The following is an 18,661-nucleotide window of genomic DNA, read 5'->3' as shown; positions in this document are numbered from 1 at the left end:
CATGGTGACCCCATGGCAATTCCCGAACAGGTGGAAACGCCCGGCGGGCAGGCGGGCGGACGCATCGTGCGGCGGCATCGGCTGTCCACGCGGCTGTGGCACTGGACCAATGTGGCCGCGGTGTTCACGCTATTGATGAGCGGATTGATGATCTTCAACGCGCATCCCCGGCTTTACTGGGGTCATTACGGCGCGAATTACGACAGCGCGTGGCTTCAGATCGGCGCGCGAGATACCGTTGCGGGGGCCGAGGGGTATCTGCGCGTGGGCGATGCGGCGATCCGGACGACCGGCATGCTCGGCGTGTGGGAGAAGGAGGGGCGCACGATGACGCGCGCCTTTCCGCACTGGATGACCCTGCCCAATTACTACAGCCTTGCCGACGGCCGGCGTTATCATTTCCTCGGCGCGTGGATATTCGGCATCGCCGGGCTGCTGTATATGGTGTGGAGCATCGCGAACCGGCATGTCGCGCGCGATCTTCTTCCCGCAAAACGCGAATTGCGCGCCCGGCATATCGGGCGCGACATCCGCGATCATGCACGGCTGCGCTTTCCCACCGGTGCGGCGGCGGCGCGTTACAACATATTGCAGAAGCTGAGCTATCTCGCCGTGCTGTTCGTCATCCTGCCGACGATCGTGCTGACCGGACTTGGCATGAGCCCGTTCATGAATGCATCGTGGGGATGGATCCTCGACCTGTTCGGCGGGCGGCAATCGGCCCGCTCTGTGCATTTCATCGCGGCATTCGCATTGGTCCTTTTCATCATCGTGCATATCGCGATGGTCCTGCTGTCCGGACCGGTGAACGAGCTGCGGAGCATGATAACGGGGCGGTTCCGCCTGCCGGAGGAAAAGCGATGAGCGTTACGAGGCGCGGGATGCTGGCGCGCGGTGCGGCGCTGCTCGGCACGGGTGCGACGCTCGGCGGGTGTCAGCGGATACTGGAAACCGGGCCGGTGTCGGATGTGGTCTATTCGCTCGACGGGTTCACCCGCGATGCGCAGCGGCTCGTCACCGACCGACGCGCGCTGGCTCCCGAATATGCGCTGTCGCAGCGCAGCCCGGTGTTTCGCGCCAATGGCTCGCGCACGGTCGATACGCCCGAATATCGCCGGATGCTGGCCAATGGTTTTGCCGATTACCGGCTGCGCATCGGCGGGCTGGTGCGCCGCCCGTTCGAACTCACGCTGCGCGATCTGATGAACCTGCCCGCCCGGACGCAGGTTACGAAGCACGATTGCGTCGAGGGGTGGAGCGCCATCGGCGCGTGGACCGGAACGCCGCTCAAGTTGCTGCTCGACATGGCGGGGCTGGACCGGGGGCGGGCGCGTTACGTGCTGTTCCGCTGCGCCGACAATTACGGCGATACGCCTTATTACGAGACGATCGATCTGGTCGAGGCGTTTCATCCGCAGACGATCATGGCATGGCGCATGAACGGCGAAATGCTGCCCGAACGGCACGGCGCGCCTTTGCGTCTGCGCGTGGAGCGGCAATTGGGCTACAAGCACGCGAAATTCGTGACGGGAATCGAGGCGATTGCCGATTTCGCGAGCATAGCGGGCGGGAAGGGCGGATATTGGGAGGACAGCGCCCGCTATGCCTGGTGGGCCGGAATCTGAGGCTCAGAGCAGGCGCTTTTCTTCCAGCAGGTCGGGCAGGTCGTTCTCATAAAGGATGACATCCTCCGCCGTCGCGATTTTTTCGAGCGCGGCGCGCGCCTCGGCAAAGCTGTCGACCTCGTGCGGTTCCTTGCCAGCCTTGCGCAACCCTGCGGTAAAGCTTTCGATGCGCGACGGGTTCACGGCATAGACGATATCGGCATGGCCCGCCGTATATTCGCCCAGCGCCGCATGCACGCGGTCGTGCTCCATCCCAAGCTCGGCAATGCCCGGCGTGACCAGGATCGCGCGCCCGCCGCGTTGCCGCGCCAGCTCGGCCAGCACGGAGACGGCATTGCGGAAACCCTGCTCGTTCGCGTTATACGCATCGTCCAGCACCAGCGCCTCGCCCTGGCTCTCCCGCTTTTGCAGGCGATGGGGCACCTGCTCCACATCGGGGGTCACCAACGCAATGCGCCGCGCCACGGTCGGGTCGATCACCGCGGCGGCCGCCACGGCCAGCGCGGAATTCATCACATTATGCTCACCCAGCAGCGGCAGCTCGTAAGCGAGCGAGCCGAAACCGCCCTCGCGCCGGTCGTCGAGCACGATGTGCCAGTCCGCTTCGTGCAGTTCCGCGCTTTCGATCCGGATGTCGGCGTCCTCTTCGGGGCCGACGGTCACGACCTGCGCCGGGTGCGCATCGCGAAGGGCGCGGAACGGTTCGTAATCCATCACCTGTGTCGCAACGAGCGAGACGCCGCCATTGGCGCACACCGCCTCGACCAGCTCGCTCTTTGCCTTCGCGATATTTTCGACAGAGCCGAAGCGTTCGGTATGCGCATCGCCGATGGCCGTCACGATGCCGAAATCGGGCTTCACGAACCGGCACAGCCGCGCGACCGAACCGATGCCATAGGCGCCCATCTCGGCAATGAAGTAGCGGTGGCTGAATTGGAGACGCTCGCGGATATGGCGCGTGAGGCCGAGCACGGTGTTGATCGAACCCTTGGAGTAGAACACCGGGCCGGACACGGCGAGCACTTCGGCAAAGATATGCTTCGTCGTGGTCTTGCCGAAGCTGCCGGTGATGCCGATGCGGCGGGGGTCGAGCCGGGCAAGCTTGTCCCGCGCTTCGGCGATGTATCCCTCGTTCTCCCGCTCCTGCAGCGGGGCGAGCACGGCATTCCCCGCGATCAGCGCCAGCGGCAGCAATTGCACTGCGACCAACGTCGCCAGCGGCCCCGACAGCGCCGCCGCAATGACGAACAGCGCGAGGATCGCCGCAAGGTTGCGAATGCGCCGCGCCCGCCCCGTCATCACCAGCGGCTTTTTGTAGCCATAGCCGCGCTCCCGCCACGCGATCAGCGCCAGCAGCCCCGCATCCACGAAAATCAGCAGCGAAAGCGCGATGGCGCCCGTCCTGCTCGCAGGAAGAAACAGCGCAACCGCGGTGCTGATCGCAAGCACCACGCTGGCCTTCACATCGAACAACCGCACGCGCAGAACCGCGCCGATGAAACGGCGTCCGTTATATTCTTCCTGTTGAAAATAGGTCAGCAGCGTGTGGATGCGCACCCATGCCAGCGCATAGGCCGCCACCGCGAACAGGATCAGTGCGAAGGTCACGCCGTGTCTCCCGGCAATGCTTCCTTGATGGCGAGGGCGATCTGATGCCGTCCGCGATCGAGGATCGAGATATGGTCATAATACGGGCATTCGATATATTCGGATTGCGGAATGCCGGCGGCCAGTTTCCGGCCGATTTCGGGCGGCGTCTCGGTATCCGCGCCGCCGTAGATCAGTGTCGTGGGCACGGCGACCTTGTGCAGCTGATCGCTTTGATCCTCCGATATCGTGGCGACGAAAATGTCGCGCATGCCGGTTTCGCGCGCCGCGACGTAATCCGGGCTGCCATATTGGTTTTCGAGCGCGATGAGAGCGTCCTCATCCCTTGCGGCGGCCTTCAATCGTTTGAACTTCGCGGCGCTGCGCTTGCGCTTCATCGCCTCGCGCCAGCCGATGTCGCGCGGAACGCCCGCACCCGCCACGATCACCATATGCTGCAACAGGCCCGGCGAACAGGCGCCGATGCGCAATCCGACGCGCCCGCCAAAACTGTGCCCGACCCATACGCACGAATCGATGCCCAGTGCGTCGAGCAGATGTTCCGACATGAATTGCCCGTAATCCGCGGTTCCCCACGCATCGGCGGGCCGTTCGGATTCGCCAAAACCCGGCATGTCGAACAGATATGCATCGACCGACGGGGCCAGCGCCTCCGCAACCGGGATGAAATCACGGTGGGTGCGACCCCAGCCATGGGCAAAAACGACGCGCGGCTTGCCCGGCGTGCCGATCCGAATATGATGGGGGGGCTGCATGACGCCCTTCTTACAGTGCTTGATTTGCGGCACAAGACGAAGCAAGCGCGCAAGCGGCGCATGACGGCGGAAAACTTCAGACCCAAGGATATGTTTTGACGGCTCACGACAGGAAACGCGTGGCGGTGATGTTCGGCGGTGCAAGCCAGGAGCATGACGTGTCCGTCGTGTCGGCGCATCAGCTGATGGATGCCGCCGATGTCCGCAATATCGAGGTGGTGCCCGTCTACACCGATTTCGAGAACCGCTTTTTCTCCGCGCCTTTCCTCCGCGATATCAGGCGGTTCAAGCCCAAACCTGCGGGTGCGGCCGAAGTGTTCTTCCGCTGGTCCGAACGCGGCCCGGTGATGCAGGAGCTGAAATCCGGTATCCAGACGCCGATCGATTGCGTGCTGCCCGTGTTTCACGGCCCGTTCGGGGAGGACGGCCGGCTTCAGGGGCATTTCGAACTGCTCGGCATTCCGGTCACCGGCTTTGCCGCGGGCAGCAGCGCCATGGCCATGCGCAAGGATGCGACAAAGGCGCTCGTCAAGCTGGCGGGCGTGAACGTGCTGGATCATGTGACCGCCAACCGGGCGCGGCTCGCGCGCTCTGCCGATCTTGTCGCGGAGGTGGAGGCGAAGCTCGGCTTCCCGGCAATCGTGAAGCCTGCCAATCTCGGCTCGTCGATCGGTGTGGGTCTGGCGAAGACGGCGGCGGATCTCTTGCCGCTGGTCGCCTATGTGCTGGCGCAGGACAATCTCGCCCTGATCGAGCCGCAGGTTCAGAATCTGGTCGAATATAACATCGCCATGCGCTGGACCGGGCACGATGTCGCGCTTTCGGCTATAGAGCGTCCGAAGTCTGGTGCGGAACTCCTTGATTTCAAGGAGAAATACTTGTCATCGGGTGGCGGGACGAAAGGCGCGTTCCTGCCGAGCGAGGGAATGCTTTCGCTCACCCGCGACGTCAACCCCGACCTTCCGGCCGAGCTTCGGGACCGCATTCACGATTATGCTCGCCGGGTGTTCGTCGCACTCGGCCATCGGGGCGCGCCGCGCATCGATTTCATGGCAAATCGCGAAACCGGCGAATTGTGGTTCAACGAGATCAACGCAATACCGGGCAGCTACGGATTCTTCCTGTGGGAGGCGGCGGCGCGGCCCTTGCTGTTCCCCGAACTGATCGACCATCTCGTCACCGAGGCGCTGGCCGATACGGTCAAGCGGTTCGACGATCCGGTGCCGCAGGGCGCCTATCTCCTTCCGCGATAGAGCGGCAAGCGTGCAAATCCGCTTGTCCGCGCCCGTCGCCAAAGCTAGCACGGCATTGATGGACAGCGAACCCGACGAGCCGACCCACGATACCACCCGCGTCATCGCCATCGACGTCGGGGGAACGAACGCCCGCTTTGCCTTGGCCGAGGTTGCCGATGGGCGCGTGGTGTCGTTGGGCACGCCGCACACCTTCGCGACGAGCAGCGTTGCCGGCCTTGCCGCGGCATGGGACCGGTTTGCCGACGCGGTCGATTACGAATTGCCCCGCGCAGCGGCGATCGCGGTCGCAGGGCCGGTCACTGGCGAGGAAATACGCTTCACCAATTCGCACTGGGTCGTGCGGCCCGCGCAGATCGCCGAAGAGCTGAAGGTCGACGACCACGTCATCATTAACGATTTCGAGGCGGTCGGCCATGCCGTCGCCGCGGCGCACGAGGACCATTTCATCCATCTCGCCGGGCCGGAGATTCCGTTGCCGCGCACCGGTGTCACCACGGTGGCCGGGCCGGGCACCGGGCTCGGCGTGGCGCAATTGTTTCAGGGCGCGCGCGAAGAGGACAGCTATCGCGTGCAGCCGACCGAGGGCGGGCATATCGGCTTTGCGCCCGAGGACCGCATCGACGAACGCATCCTGTCCCACGTGCGCGAGGTGCTTCCCCGCGTGTCGGTCGAACGCATGTGTTCGGGCCCCGCGATCGTCCCGCTCGCCGAGGCGATCGCCGCGATCGAGGGATTGCCGATGCCGTCGGGCGACGATCGCGAATTGTGGCTCTCCGCCATGACCGATGCGGATCCCGTCGCGATCGAGGCGTGTCAGCGTTTCTGCATGATCCTGGGCAGCGTGGCGGGCGATCTCGCGCTCGCGCATGGTGCCAACGCGGTGGTGATCGCCGGCGGGCTGGGGCTCAGGCTCAAGGACAAGCTCCTCGACAGCCGGTTCGACGAACGTTTCGTGGCGAAGGGGCGGTTCCGCGCGCTCATGGAAACGATTCCGGTCAAGCTGATCACCCATCCGCAGCCGGGCCTTTTCGGTGCCGCCGCCGCCTTTGCGCAGGCGTACGACTAGGCCCGCAAGGGGTTCAGCGTTTCGCCGGTGTCACCCGGCGTATGTCGACAATTTCCACAGGATCGGCGAACATCTCCCCCTTCATCCATCCTTCCCCGGCCTCGGGATCGAGCGGGCGGGAAAAAATCGCGCGTACCACCTCCATGCCGTCGACCACCCGGCCAAACGCGGCGAACCCTGCGCGCAGGGATGGGTCGTCCGACGCGGGATCGGCATCCATGCTGGACAGCGGGGCAAGCAGAATCGTGAAATCGCCGGTCGCCGTGCCGGGATCGAAGCGCGCCATCGAAATGGTGCCGGTGTCGTGGGTGAGGCCGGTTTCGCTCGTCGGTTCATGCGCGATCGGGTCGAGGATCCGCTCCGGATCGTTGCGCGTCCCGCCCTGTATCAGGCCATTGGGCTGCTCCCCCCAATCGAGCCGCATCGCCCGGTAGAAAACGGTCCCGTCGAAGCGATCCTCATCCACATAGCGTAGGAAATTGCCGGTGGTGACCGGCGCGCGCGCGGTTTCCAGCGTGACGGTGATGTTGCCCATCGTCGTTTCGATGACGACATCCTGCGTTGCGGGCGCGGCCGTATCCTGCGCGGATGCGGACATCGGCGACACCATGGCAAGAGCGAGCGGACCGGCAAGGGCGAATCGTTTGAACATGTCGCGATCATGCCAAATCGCTTCGACGAACGACATACCGGGATCGACGAACGTCATTTCGTGCGCTCAGCCAGCATTTACAGATGTAATCGAATCGCTTACACCTGTAGTCGTATAGCGTGGAGCAAATGATGAGCAGCCCCCAGACCGAACGCATCAGCGAGGCCGAACATGCGGTGATGGAGGTATTGTGGACCAACGCGCCGCTCACCGCCGCGCAGGTGGCCGACCGCATCGGCGAATCGCGCGGGTGGAGCCTCGCCACGGTAAAGACGCTGCTCTCCAGACTCAGCCAGAAAGGCGCGGTCGAAACGGCACCGGACGGGCGCCGGTTTCTCTATTCCCCCGTCGTGGAACGCGCCGACTATGTGGGCACCGAATCGCGGCGGCTCGTCGACCGGTTGTTCGGCGGGCGTGCGTCGTCGCTTTTCGCCCATCTGGCGCAGGCCGAAGCGCTGGATGAAAAGGATCTGTCCGAGATCGAGGCTCTCTTGCAGGAGTTGCGCAAATGACCGGGTTTCTGTTCGATACATGGCTCGCCACGGGCGTGTTGATCGCCGTGGTGCTGTTGATCCGCCGGCCGATGGCGCATCTGTTCGGTGCGCGGCTCGCCTATGCGCTCTGGCTGCTTCCGGCCTTGCGTTTCTTGATGCCGCCGATCGTGCTGCCGGCGTGGCTGGCCCCGGAACGCCAAGTGCCGCTCTTCGCGCAAAAGGCGCCGCCGGTGCATCCATCGATCGTCGATGCCGATACAGGGACCGCATCCTTTGCCGATGCGGCGGTGCAGAGCGGGACGGGCGGCGATATTCTCGGCCTGGTTGCAATGGCCGTCTGGCTCGGCGGGGCAGTTGTGTTTTGCGTGTGGCGCATGCGCAATTATCGCGCGATGCGGGCGCGCCTGCTGGGCGGCGCGGTTCCGGTGGGCGAGGTCGGCGATATCCGCATGGTCGAAAGCCGCGAGGTCGCTGCGCCGCTTGCCTTCGGCATACGTGACAAGGTGATCGCCATGCCTGTGAATTTCATGTCGCAACCAAGCCGCGAGGCCCGCGATTTCGCCATCGCGCATGAAATCGCGCACCACCGCCGCGGCGATCTGCTGGCCAATATACTGGCGCAGCCGGTGCCGGCGCTGCACTGGTTCAATCCGGTCGCGTGGCTGGGCTGGCGCGCGATGCGCCGGGATCAGGAGGCGGCCTGCGACGCGCATGTCATGGCGGGCAAGAGCCGTCCCGAGCGCGCGCGCTATGGCGAGGTGATCGTGCTTTTCGCGCGGGAGCAGCACATGGCGCTCGCCGCACCGATGGCAGGGTTCCGCGAGATCGGCCCGGCGCTCGGTGAAAAGGCGATCGTCCACCGTCTGCGCAGCCTCACGCAGGAGGAAGGCAGCACCCGCCGCCGCCGTGCAGGCCGCATGGCGATCGCGGGCGCGGTGCTGGTCGCTCTGCCCCTGTCTGCGACGATCAGCTTCGCAGAAGGGGAACAGGCCGAATATCCCGCGCCCGCCGCGCCGCCGCTTCCCGCCGCCCCGCCGTCACCCGTGCCGCCCGCGGCGCCGCCGATGCCCGCCAATTTCGTGCAGGAGCCGACAGGTGAGGACATGCCCGACACATGGGACGGGGCCGACCGCCTCGCGCACGAAGCGCGTATCGAGGCCGAAGCGTCGAGAACCGAAGCCGAGGCCGAGGCGTTCGAATCCGAAATGGAAGCGTTCGAAGCCGAGATCGAGCAGCTTGGCCCCATGATCGCAAAAAGCGTGCGCGCCGCGATGAAGGTCGTACCCGACATCGACCACACCGTGTCGAGCGACGGCGATGGCAAGCGTCATGTCACCCGGCTTTTCGGGGTTGATGATGAAGGCCGGCGGCAGGTCGTGCAGACGCAGGTCGTCGATGAACGGGCGATCGAACGCGAGGCCTATGCCAGTGCGATCTCCGCCGTGCGGGCCGCCCGTCGCTCCATCGCGGCGAGCCGTTCGATCCCCGCCGACGTCCGCACGGACACGCTGCGCGAGCTCGATCAGGAATTACACGACATGGAGGAAGAGTTCCGGTCCGCCGATAGGGGCGACTGAAACCCTTTCGCCGGGCCGGAAGTGGGGGAGCGAAGCGGGATGCCGGGTTACGGCGTCTCGCTCACCGCCACCTGTTCCGCGGTGCCGCCATTTGGCGAGGGTTTCATTTCCGCGGTCCGCCGCGCGACCGGATCGAACACGTCGCCTTCGCGGGCCGGGCGCGCGGGCCATTCGCATTCGCGCGCCTCGCCCATGCCTTTCAGGAAACCGCGCCGAATGAGCGCAGCGCCCACGATCCGCTCGAAACGGCGGCGTTCCTCGTTCGCGCCCGTCACTTCGCGAAGGATACCGCGAAAGGGGATAAGCCCGCCCACGAGCGACTTCGCGACATTGCCCGCCATGTTCGTGCCTTTTTGCATGTCGCTCTTTTCAACCGCGGGCTGGTCGATATCGACGCCGAGATAAAGGTTGAGATCGGTCACCGCGCGGGCGATCTGCGCGCAATCGTGCAACCCGCCCGTCGCATAGGGGGCGGCGGCCACATCGATCAGCAGCGGCGGAATATCGTCCCGGTGCAGGTTGAGATCGCGAAGAGGCTGCGTCGCGAGATCCTCCGCCTCGAAATCGGGATCGCGCATGTCCTCCTGCGCCATGGCCGGGGCACAGAAAGCGGCCGCAACAACAATCAGCGGCGCAAATCGGCAAAGGTGTCGCATTGATCCTCGTCTCCAGTCTGAAGCCCACGTTGCAGCCATTCCATACGCTGTGCGCTTGAACCGTGGGTGAAGCTTTCGGGCGATACGCGCCGCCCGGCATTGCGCATCAGCGTATCGTCGCCGATGGCGCTGGCGGCGCGCAGGCCTTCCTGAATATCGCCGGGTTCGATGAGGTCGCGGTTCTTCGCGGCCCACACCCCGGCGTAGCAATCGGCCTGCAGCTCCATGCGCACCTGTAGCGGGTTCGCGCCCGCGGGGTTCGACGATTGCGCGCTGCGCACCTGATCGGCGAGACCGGTCAGGTTCTGAACGTGGTGGCCGTATTCGTGCGCCATGACATAGGCGCGCGCGAAATCGCCGCCGGCGCCCATCTGCCGCTCCATCTGATCATAGAAGCTGGTATCGATATATATGCCTTCGTCCGCAGGGCAGTAGAACGGCCCCATCGCCGATTGCGCGCTGCCGCAACCCGAACGCCCCTGTCCGTCATAGAAGTTGAGCGTCGGCCGCTGAAACGGGATATTCGCCTCGGCAAACAGGGGCGCCCATGTCTCGTCGAGCGAGGACAGCGCGGCGCAGCTTTCGCGGCTGTACGGCCCGACGGAGCAGCTTTCCTCCACGGTCTGGCCGCTTTGCACCTGTCCTTGTGTGCCGCCCGTGGGCGCGGACTGGCTGACCTGGTCGATGGTGCCGAGCGTGGTCATCGGGTCGATCCCGAAGAACACCGCCCCGATCAGCGCGACGACGATTGCCCCGCATCCCAGTTTCTTGCCCCCGCCGATACCGCCGCCGGAACCGCGCTGGTCCCGCACGCGTATATTACGGGAGAAATCGTTCAGCCTCATGTTACCTCGTTTGCGCAGGTGCCGATCGTGCCGAATCGGCCCGGTCATGCTGCCCCCTTCATGCCAGACCGGATAATTCTTTGGAGTATAACATGTTCCTTACCGGAAAAACCGCACTCGTCACAGGATCGACCTCGGGCATCGGGCATTCCATCGCCGACGCGTTCGCGCAGGAGGGGGCGAATATTGTGATGACCGGCATCGGCGACGAGGCGGAGATCGAAAAGACGCGGGCCAAGATGGCGCAGGATCACCGGGTCGAGGTTGCGTTCGTGCCCGCCGACCTGACCGCGCGCGAAGAGACCGAGGCGTTGATCGAGGCGGCGCGGACCCGATTTGGCGCGGTCGACATACTGGTCAACAATGCCGGGATGCAGCATGTCGCCCCGATCGACGAATTCCCGCCCGAAAAATGGGACAGCATCATCGCACTGAACCTCACGGCGGCGTTCGATGCGTGCCGGCTGTGCGTGCCGATGATGAAAACGCGGGGATGGGGGCGCATCATCAATACCGCCTCCGCGCATTCGCTGGCCGCATCGCCGTATAAATCGGCGTATGTGGCGGCGAAACATGCGCTGGCCGGACTGACGAAGACGGTCGCGCTCGAACTCGCGCAGGACAATATCACGGCCAATTGCATTTCGCCCGGCTATGTCTGGACCCCGCTTGTCGAGAATCAGATCCCCGACACGATGAAGGCCCGCAAGCTCAGCCGCGAGGAGGTCATCGAAAACGTGCTCCTGTCCGGACAGCCGACCAAGAAATTCACGCAGCCCGAGGATATCGGCGCGCTTGCGGTGTTCCTGTGCCGGGATGCGGCGCAGAACATGACCGGCGGCAATATCAGCATGGACGGCGGCTGGACCGCGCAATGACGCGATGAAAAACGAGGCGAACGGGGGCAGCAGGCGGATGCGACGGGCCGCGAGATGCGCGTGGGCGGCGGCCTGCACGGCGCTGCTTTCGGCGTGTGCGACGGCGCGTGAGCGTGAGCCGGCGAGCGTGGCGGAGGCGCTGTCCTCCCATGTCGAGGTGTTGTCCTCCAACCGTTTCGCAGGGCGCGCGGCCGGCACGCAGGGCGAAGGGCTGACGCTCGATTATCTTCAGGCGCAGTGGAAGGCGATCGGCCTGAAATCGGGCACCCACGATTCGGCGAGCCCCTGGCGCGCGCCGTTCCGCATGACAGGCGCGAACGGCGAAATGGTTGCAAGCTACAATCTCATCGGGCGGATCGAGGGGACCGATCCGCAATCGGGTGCCGTTCTGCTGCTCGCCCATTGGGATCATCTGGGCGCCCATAACGCCACGTGCGGGCGGCGGTTCATCGACACGATCTGCAACGGGGCGGTCGACAATGCCACCGGGCTTGCCATGATTACCGAAATTGCGCGCAACCTTCGCGGCGGACCGCGGATGAAGCGCGATGTCTATATCCTCGCCACCGGGGCGGAGGAGAACGGCCTTCTGGGGGCGCGCGCCTTTGCCCAGGATCCGCCCGTGCCCTTGGGCAAGTTCGTCGCCGCCTTCAACATCGACAGCGAAGGGCTGGCCCCTGCGGGCGCACCGGCAGTCGTGATCGGCGAAAAAGGCGACCCGCTGGCCCGGCTGGTTCACAGCGTCGCTGACGAAGAGGCGATTGTGCTGATCGATCCCGACGCGGTGAACGCCATGTTCCTGCGCCGGCAGGATGGCTATGCCCTGATGCGGGCCGGGCTGCCCGCGGTGATGGTGAGTGCGAGTTTCGCCGATGCCCCGCGGCTCGCCCGGTACATGGACGGCAATTACCACCGCCCCGGCGACGAGTTCGAGACGGTCGAGCTGGGCGCGGCGGTCGACATGGTGCGCCTCCATACCGCACTCGTTCGGGCGGCGGCGGACCCGGCCCGCTTTCCCGGCCGGTTGCGGTCCGATGGGCGCCCCGTGCGAACAGAAAGCGCGACCACCCCCTAGCGGCGAAGGCGCGGGGCGGTTAGAGGGCGATGCACGACTCTCATTGCCGGGCGGTTTCAGGAGGGTCCGGGCGGAGGCGGTCCCTCGCGTGGGGGGCGCCGCATCATTGCCGCCCGCCCGCAACGAACCGCCCGCTCACCGAACGAAAGCATCCCTTCGCCGTGCCAAACCGCCTTTCTTCCGACATCCCCCTCGGCCTTACCTTCGACGATGTGCTGCTGCAGCCCGCCGCATCCGACATCGTGCCAAGCCTTGCCGACACGCGCACGCGGCTGACGCGGGACATCACGCTCAACATTCCGGTGTTGTCGAGCGCGATGGATACCGTGACCGAGAGTGAGATGGCCATCGTCATGGCGCAGATGGGCGGCATTGGCGTGCTGCACCGCAATCTCACGGTGGAGGAACAATGCGACGCCGTGCGGCAGGTGAAGCGGTTCGAGAGCGGCATGGTCGTCAACCCCATCACCATCGCGCCCGATGCGACGCTGGGCGAGGCGCGCTCCATCATGCAGAGCCACAGGATTTCGGGCATCCCGGTGGTCGAGCAATCGGGCCGGCTGGTCGGGATCCTGACCAATCGCGACGTGCGCTTTGCCGCGAACGACCGGCAACCGGTGCGTGAATTAATGACCGCCGACAATCTCGCCACGGTATCGGCGGATATTCAGCAGGACGAGGCGCGCCGCCTCCTCCACAGCCGCCGGATTGAGAAGCTGCTCGTGGTGGACGATGCGTATCATTGCATCGGCCTCATCACGGTCAAGGACATTGAAAAGGCCGTGACCTTCCCCGATTCGACCAAGGATTCGGCAGGTCGCCTGCGCGTCGCGGCGGCGAGCACCGTCGGCGACAAGGGGTATGAACGCAGCAGCGCGCTCGTCGATGCGGGGGTCGACGTGGTCGTCATCGATACCGCGCACGGGCATAACAAGGATGTCGCCCGCGCCGTCGAACGGGTGAAGGCATTGCAAGGCGACGTGCAGGTCATCGCCGGCAATGTCGCCACGGCGGCGGCGGCGCGCTCGCTCATCGATGCAGGGGCCGACGGAATCAAGGTCGGCATCGGTCCCGGCTCCATCTGCACCACGCGCATCGTGGCGGGCGTCGGCGTGCCGCAATTGACCGCGATCATGGATGCGGCGGAGGAAGCGGACAAGTCGAACGTGCCCGTCATCGCCGATGGCGGCCTGCGCACGAGCGGCGACGCGGCCAAGGCGCTGGCGGCGGGCGCATCCACCATCATGATCGGCTCGATGCTGGCCGGGACCGAGGAAGCACCGGGCGAAACCTTCCTGTATCAGGGCCGCGCGTACAAGGCGTATCGCGGCATGGGCAGCGTCGGCGCCATGGCCCGCGGCAGCGCGGACCGCTATTTTCAGCAGGACATCAAGGACTCCATGAAGCTCGTCCCCGAAGGGATCGAGGGGCAGGTCCCGTATAAGGGCCCGGCCAAGGATGTGGTCCATCAGCTCGTCGGCGGGGTGAAGGCCGCGATGGGTTATACCGGGTGCGGCACGATCGACGCGCTGCGTAAGGATGCGCGTTTCGTGCGCATTACCGGTGCGGGCCTGCGCGAAAGCCATGTCCACGACGTCACCATCACGCGCGAAGCGCCCAACTATCCCACGCGTTAAGGAACAGCCATGACCCCGTCCGCCCGCGTGAAAGCCGCGATCGACATTCTCGACACGGTGATCGCGGGCGCGCGCGGCAATGGCCCGCCCGCCGACCGTATCATCGCCGACTGGGCGCGCGACAATCGCTATGCCGGCTCGAAGGACAGGCGCGCGATTCGCGAGCTGGTCTATGCCGCGATCCGGGCCTGCGGCGAGGTTCCGGTGTCGGGCCGCGCCGCGATGCTGGCCTTGAGCAAGCAGCGGCCGGAATTGCGCGCAATGTTCGACGGGAGCCCGTACGGCCCGGACCAGATCGAGCCGGGCGAACCGGTCGCCAATCTCGACACCGCGCCGCGCTGGCTGCGCGAGGAGATGATGGGCAGCGGTCTCGACCGGGAGGAGCAGGATGCCCTGTCGGCAAGGGCGCCGCTCGATCTGCGCGTGAATACGTTGAAAGCGCGGCGCGATACGTTGTCCCTGCCCGAAACGGCGGAGCCCACCGCGGCGCCGCACGGGCTGCGGCTGGAAACCGGGCTTCGGGTCGAGGATTGGGACGCGTGGAAGAGCGGCGCTGTCGAGGTGCAGGACACCGGCAGCCAGATCGCCTGCCTCGCCGCGGGGGCGGGCGCGGGAATGACCGTCGTGGACCTGTGCGCGGGCGCAGGCGGCAAGACGCTCGCGCTGGCCGCGACGATGGGGAACGAGGGGCGTATCATCGCCGCCGATACCTCGCGCGCGCGGCTTCAGAAATTGCCCGAACGCGCCGAACGCGCCGGGGTGACGATCGTGGAAACCGTGCTCCTCAATCCCGGCCACGAAATGGACGCGTTGACGCAGGTGGAGGGCGAGGCCGATATCGTGTTCGTCGATGCACCGTGCAGCGGGACGGGCACCTGGCGCCGCAATCCCGAGGCGCGCTGGCGCGTGACGCCCGCCAGCCTGAAGGAGCAGGCGGCGCTGCAATCGCGGCTGCTCGATCTTGCCGCGCGGCTGGTGAAACCGGGCGGGCGCGTGGTTTATGTCGTGTGTTCGCTGCTCGATGTCGAAGGGGCGGAGCAGGGCGATGGTTTCCTGTCGCGCAACCCCGGATTCTCGGCGGACACGCCCGATCTGCCGCTTGGCCGGAGGCGGGGAACCGGGATGCGGCTGACGCCGTTGCACGATGCGACCGATGGGTTTTTCATCGCGCGCTATATCGCCGCGTGCTAGGCTTGGCCGGACATGGACCGCCCTCTCGCTTCATCGTTCGATCGCCCGCGCAGGGAGCGTGACCCGGCCTGGAAGGATTTGATGATGCGCTACACCCCGATTGCCGCCGCCCTGTCGCTCTTCGTCGCGATCAGCGCCAGCACCGGTCATGGCAAGGCGCCCGAACCGGCGGATCCGCGGGTGGCAAGCCTGCTGCGATCGGGCGATGCCGCGCTTGCGAGCGGCGACATCGCCGGCGCGACCGACCGGTTCGAGGCCGCGGCCGTTCTTGCCCCCGGCCATGCGCGCATTTTCATGGCACTTGCCGATGTCGCCCGCACGAAAGGGCTGCAGGGCAAGGCGATCCATTATTACCGGCAGGCGTTGATCCTCGATCCCGGCAATCTGTCCGCCATTGCCGGGGAAGGTGCCGCCATGGCGGAGAAGGGCGCGATCGCCAAGGCGGAGCAGAACCTGACCCGGCTCAAATCGCTGTGCGGCAACGATTGTGCCGAGGTCGGCGCGCTGGCCGCCGCGATCGAACGGGGGCCGGTCGAACCGGTTCGTTCGGCGGAGGCATCGGGCGGTGATACGATGGCCGGGATGGACGAACCGGTCGAGGTGAACTGAACGCTCGGCCCGGCGTCAGATCCGGTCGCGAAACTGCGACAGGACCGCCTCGTAAACGGGGCGTTTGAACGGAATGATCATCGCCGGAAGCGTGTCGGCATCGACCCAGCGATATTCGGCAAACTCCGCCTCGCTATGCGCGTTGAGGTCGATATCCGCATCGGTCCCTGTAAACCGGACGAGGAACCAGCGCTGACGCTGTCCGATATATTTTCCGCCCCACAGCTTGCCCTTCAACTCGTCGGGCAGGTCGTAGAACAGCTCTTCCTCGCTCTCCGCCTCGATCCGGGCCTTGTCGGATGGGATGCCGGTTTCCTCGTACATTTCGCGAAAGGCGGCATCGTGCACATCCTCTCCCGGATCGACGCCGCCCTGCGGCATCTGCCACCAGTCGCCCTCCTTGGTATCGAGCCGCTTGCCGACGAAGACGCGGCCGTTCTCGTTCACGATCATCAACCCGGCGCACGGGCGGTAAAGGGCGGGGTCGGGTTTGCTCATGCGGTTCGCTCTTTCGATTCGCGGATGTTGGCGCCATCTGGCCGCCCGGACACGCGTTTTGCAACCGGTTCGGGCCATGGTGTGAACATCGCGCGGCGCGGCGGGCAGGCAGATCGGACAAAGCGCATCGCGGCGGGGCGGAAACTTTTTCTAAATTGAACGCTTGGGTTCAGAAGACTAGTCAGGCAATGACCGCCGCCCGCAATTCGGGCACGCGCCGCCCGCCGCGCTTTTCATTCGGGCCGATACCGAGGATGACAATGGCTTCACAGATCGCAAGCACCGCCGCCCCCGACACCCCGTCGGGTCAGACAGAGGCGGTCGTCGTCCGCTTTGCCGGGGACTCTGGCGATGGCATGCAGCTGACCGGGGGGCAGTTTACGCTGTCCACCGCGCTCGCCGGTAATGATCTTGCCACGTTCCCCGATTTTCCGGCCGAAATCCGCGCGCCGCAGGGCACGCTTTTCGGCGTTTCGGCGTTTCAGATCAATTTCGGCTCTACTGCGATCGAAACCGCGGGCGACGCGCCCGACGTGCTGGTCGCGATGAACCCCGCCGCGCTCAAGGTGAATCTGGCCGCGCTGAAACCCGGCGGGCTGATCATTGCCGACACGGGCGAGTTCACGGCGCGCAATCTCGACAAGGCGAAATACGATCACAACCCGCTCGACGGGGACGAGCTGGCGAAATGGGACGTGCTGGCCTTCGACATCAGCGCGCTCACATTGGAGGCCGTGAAGCCGTTCGGGCTGGGCAACAAGGAGGCGCTGCGCTGCAAGAACATGTGGACGCTCGGCCTCGCGCTGTGGATGTTCGACCGGTCGCGCGAACCGATTCATGACTGGCTGAAGCAGAAGTTCAAGAAGGCACCCGATCTGGCCGAGGCGAATATCGCGGCGCTGGACGCGGGCCATGCCTATGGCGAGACGGCGGAAATTTCCGGCCCGCTCAAGCAATATCACGTCGCGCCGGTCGAAAGCGATCCCGGCCTCTATCGCACGATCACCGGGGCGGAGAGTATTTCGCTCGGCCTCGTGGCGGGGGCGCAGCTTGCCGAACTGCCGCTGTTTTTCGGCGGCTATCCCATCACGCCGGCGTCGGCCATCCTGCACCATCTGGCGAATCTGAAGGAATTCGGCGTCACCACGTTTCAGGCGGAGGACGAGATCGCCGCGATCTGCGCCGCCATCGGCGCAAGCTATGCAGGACAGCTCGGCATCACGAGCTCTTCGGGGCCGGGCATCGCGTTGAAGGGCGAGGCGATGGGCCTTGCCGTGATGACCGAACTCCCGCTCGTCATTGTCAATTCGCAGCGTGGCGGTCCGTCCACCGGCCTTCCCACGAAAACCGAGCAGAGCGACCTTTACCAGGCGGTCTATGGCCGTAACGGCGACGCGCCGCTCCCCGTGATCGCGGCGCGCAGCCCGGCCGACGCCTTCGAATGCGCGATCGAGGCATGCCGCCTTGCCGTGCATTACATGACGCCGGTGATGCTGCTCACCGATGGTTATATCGCCAATGCGGCCGAGCCGTGGAAAGTGCCCGATCCCACCGGTTTCGAGCATTTCCCGGCGAAGTTCCTCTCCGAGAAGAACGCGAAGGATGCCGACGGCAATGAAACGCTGCTTCCCTTCGCGCGCGATGAAAAGGGTGCGCGCCCGTGGATCAAGCCGGGCACACCCGGTCTGATGCACCGCATCGGCGGGATCGAGAAGGCGCAGGGCACCGGCCACATCGATTATTCGCCCGCCAATCATCAGGCAATGACCGACGCGCGCAAGGACAAGATCGAGGGAATCGCGGGCGACATCCCCGATCAGGACGTGTGCATGGGCAGTACCAGCGGCAAGCTCGCCGTGGTCGGCTGGGGCAGCACGTTCGGCCCCATCCATCAGGCCGTCCGCCGCGCCCGCAAGAAAGGCATCGACGTCAGCCACATTCACGTCCGCCACATCTGGCCGCTGCCGAAGAACATGGGCGAATTGCTAGCCGGGTTCGATAACGTGCTGATCCCCGAAATGAACGCCGGACAGTTCAAGACCGTGCTGCGCGATCATTTCCTGATCGATGCGCAGTCTCTGACCAAGACCAGCGGGCAGCCCTTTGCCATCGCCGAGATCGAGGCCGCGATCGCTGCCTATTTCGACGATGTCGATGGCAATGAGGGCGGGCAGGTCGACGTGAACGACACGCAGCTTCCCAGCCCCGAAAAAGCCCAATCCTGAGCCAGTCCAGCCCT

The 18,661-nt window shown here is 65.3% G+C and carries 18 protein-coding genes; 12 read left to right on the top strand and 6 right to left on the bottom strand.

What is annotated here, in order from left to right; translation table 11 throughout:
* The first annotated feature begins 12 nt into the window (after positions 1 to 12).
* On the top strand, positions 13 to 864 hold the full coding sequence (locus K4G67_RS06015) for a cytochrome b/b6 domain-containing protein (RefSeq protein WP_239805480.1): 852 nt from the start codon (positions 13 to 15) through the stop codon (positions 862 to 864).
* A complete protein-coding gene (locus tag K4G67_RS06010; RefSeq protein WP_239805479.1) occupies positions 861 to 1,625 on the top strand; it encodes a molybdopterin-dependent oxidoreductase in 765 nt (254 codons plus the stop codon). The genes K4G67_RS06015 and K4G67_RS06010 overlap by 4 nt, the downstream gene beginning before the upstream one ends.
* Before the next feature lie 3 nt (positions 1,626 to 1,628).
* On the opposite strand, the gene K4G67_RS06005 is transcribed toward K4G67_RS06010, so the two are convergent.
* Positions 1,629 to 3,233, bottom strand: a complete 1,605-nt coding sequence (locus K4G67_RS06005; RefSeq protein ID WP_239805478.1) for a Mur ligase family protein — start codon at positions 3,231 to 3,233, stop codon at positions 1,629 to 1,631.
* Positions 3,230 to 3,988: an alpha/beta fold hydrolase gene (locus tag K4G67_RS06000; RefSeq protein WP_239805477.1), complete on the bottom strand. Its 759-nt coding sequence runs from the start codon at positions 3,986 to 3,988 to the stop codon at positions 3,230 to 3,232. The genes K4G67_RS06005 and K4G67_RS06000 overlap by 4 nt, the downstream gene beginning before the upstream one ends.
* A 95-nt stretch (positions 3,989 to 4,083) precedes the next feature.
* Between K4G67_RS06000 and K4G67_RS05995 the strand changes: the two genes are divergently transcribed.
* Both K4G67_RS05995 and K4G67_RS05990 read left to right on the top strand, forming a co-directional pair.
* Positions 4,084 to 5,241: a D-alanine--D-alanine ligase gene (locus K4G67_RS05995; protein WP_239805476.1), complete on the top strand. Its 1,158-nt coding sequence runs from the start codon at positions 4,084 to 4,086 to the stop codon at positions 5,239 to 5,241.
* A 58-nt stretch (positions 5,242 to 5,299) separates the two neighbouring features.
* Positions 5,300 to 6,310: a glucokinase gene (locus tag K4G67_RS05990; protein ID WP_239805475.1), complete on the top strand. Its 1,011-nt coding sequence runs from the start codon at positions 5,300 to 5,302 to the stop codon at positions 6,308 to 6,310.
* Positions 6,311 to 6,323: 13 nt separating this feature from the next.
* On the opposite strand, the gene K4G67_RS05985 is transcribed toward K4G67_RS05990, so the two are convergent.
* Positions 6,324 to 6,962 carry a peptidylprolyl isomerase gene (locus K4G67_RS05985; protein WP_239805474.1) on the bottom strand — a complete coding sequence of 213 codons (639 nt, stop codon included), beginning with the start codon at positions 6,960 to 6,962 and terminating at the stop codon, positions 6,324 to 6,326.
* A 128-nt stretch (positions 6,963 to 7,090) separates the two neighbouring features.
* Between K4G67_RS05985 and K4G67_RS05980 the strand changes: the two genes are divergently transcribed.
* Together K4G67_RS05980 and K4G67_RS05975 are read left to right on the top strand one after the other, a co-directional pair.
* Positions 7,091 to 7,474, top strand: coding sequence for a BlaI/MecI/CopY family transcriptional regulator (locus K4G67_RS05980; RefSeq protein WP_239805473.1), 384 nt, complete (start codon positions 7,091 to 7,093; stop codon positions 7,472 to 7,474).
* Positions 7,471 to 9,033, top strand: coding sequence for a M56 family metallopeptidase (locus K4G67_RS05975; protein ID WP_239805472.1), 1,563 nt, complete (start codon positions 7,471 to 7,473; stop codon positions 9,031 to 9,033). The genes K4G67_RS05980 and K4G67_RS05975 overlap by 4 nt, the downstream gene beginning before the upstream one ends.
* A gap of 47 nt (positions 9,034 to 9,080) precedes the next feature.
* Here K4G67_RS05975 and K4G67_RS05970 read toward each other — a convergent pair whose 3' ends face one another.
* The gene (locus tag K4G67_RS05970; protein ID WP_239805471.1) at positions 9,081 to 9,611 is read right to left on the bottom strand and encodes a hypothetical protein; all 531 of its coding nucleotides are present in this window, start codon (positions 9,609 to 9,611) and stop codon (positions 9,081 to 9,083) included.
* A gap of 47 nt (positions 9,612 to 9,658) precedes the next feature.
* A complete protein-coding gene (gene ypfJ, locus K4G67_RS05965; protein WP_239805470.1) occupies positions 9,659 to 10,534 on the bottom strand; it encodes a KPN_02809 family neutral zinc metallopeptidase in 876 nt (291 codons plus the stop codon).
* Between the two features lie 92 nt (positions 10,535 to 10,626).
* On the opposite strand from ypfJ, the gene K4G67_RS05960 reads away from it, so the two are divergent.
* The 5 genes from K4G67_RS05960 (at position 10,627) to K4G67_RS05940 (ending at position 15,924) form a co-directional block, all read left to right on the top strand.
* Positions 10,627 to 11,412 carry a 3-hydroxybutyrate dehydrogenase gene (locus tag K4G67_RS05960; RefSeq protein WP_239805469.1) on the top strand — a complete coding sequence of 262 codons (786 nt, stop codon included), beginning with the start codon at positions 10,627 to 10,629 and terminating at the stop codon, positions 11,410 to 11,412.
* Positions 11,413 to 11,416: 4 nt separating this feature from the next.
* Positions 11,417 to 12,487 (top strand): M20/M25/M40 family metallo-hydrolase, encoded by a 1,071-nt coding sequence (locus K4G67_RS05955; protein WP_239805468.1) that lies wholly within the window; start codon positions 11,417 to 11,419, stop codon positions 12,485 to 12,487.
* 161 nt (positions 12,488 to 12,648) lie between these two features.
* Positions 12,649 to 14,124, top strand: a complete 1,476-nt coding sequence (gene guaB, locus K4G67_RS05950; RefSeq protein ID WP_239805467.1) for an IMP dehydrogenase — start codon at positions 12,649 to 12,651, stop codon at positions 14,122 to 14,124.
* Between the two features lie 9 nt (positions 14,125 to 14,133).
* Positions 14,134 to 15,315 (top strand): RsmB/NOP family class I SAM-dependent RNA methyltransferase, encoded by a 1,182-nt coding sequence (locus tag K4G67_RS05945; protein WP_239805466.1) that lies wholly within the window; start codon positions 14,134 to 14,136, stop codon positions 15,313 to 15,315.
* An 81-nt stretch (positions 15,316 to 15,396) separates the two neighbouring features.
* Positions 15,397 to 15,924: a tetratricopeptide repeat protein gene (locus tag K4G67_RS05940; protein ID WP_338026397.1), complete on the top strand. Its 528-nt coding sequence runs from the start codon at positions 15,397 to 15,399 to the stop codon at positions 15,922 to 15,924.
* A 15-nt stretch (positions 15,925 to 15,939) separates the two neighbouring features.
* On the opposite strand, the gene K4G67_RS05935 is transcribed toward K4G67_RS05940, so the two are convergent.
* Positions 15,940 to 16,422, bottom strand: coding sequence for an RNA pyrophosphohydrolase (locus K4G67_RS05935; RefSeq protein ID WP_239805465.1), 483 nt, complete (start codon positions 16,420 to 16,422; stop codon positions 15,940 to 15,942).
* A gap of 260 nt (positions 16,423 to 16,682) precedes the next feature.
* Between K4G67_RS05935 and K4G67_RS05930 the strand changes: the two genes are divergently transcribed.
* Entirely contained in the window at positions 16,683 to 18,647 is a 1,965-nt protein-coding gene (locus K4G67_RS05930; protein WP_239805464.1) for a 2-oxoacid:acceptor oxidoreductase subunit alpha, read from the top strand.
* The last annotated feature ends 14 nt before the right edge of the window (positions 18,648 to 18,661 follow it).

It is taken from the genome of Croceicoccus hydrothermalis, assembly GCF_022378335.1.
Classification (GTDB): domain Bacteria; phylum Pseudomonadota; class Alphaproteobacteria; order Sphingomonadales; family Sphingomonadaceae; genus Croceicoccus; species Croceicoccus hydrothermalis.
Note: the sequence above shows the minus strand (reverse complement) of the source record. Positions and strands in the feature narration are given on the sequence as shown.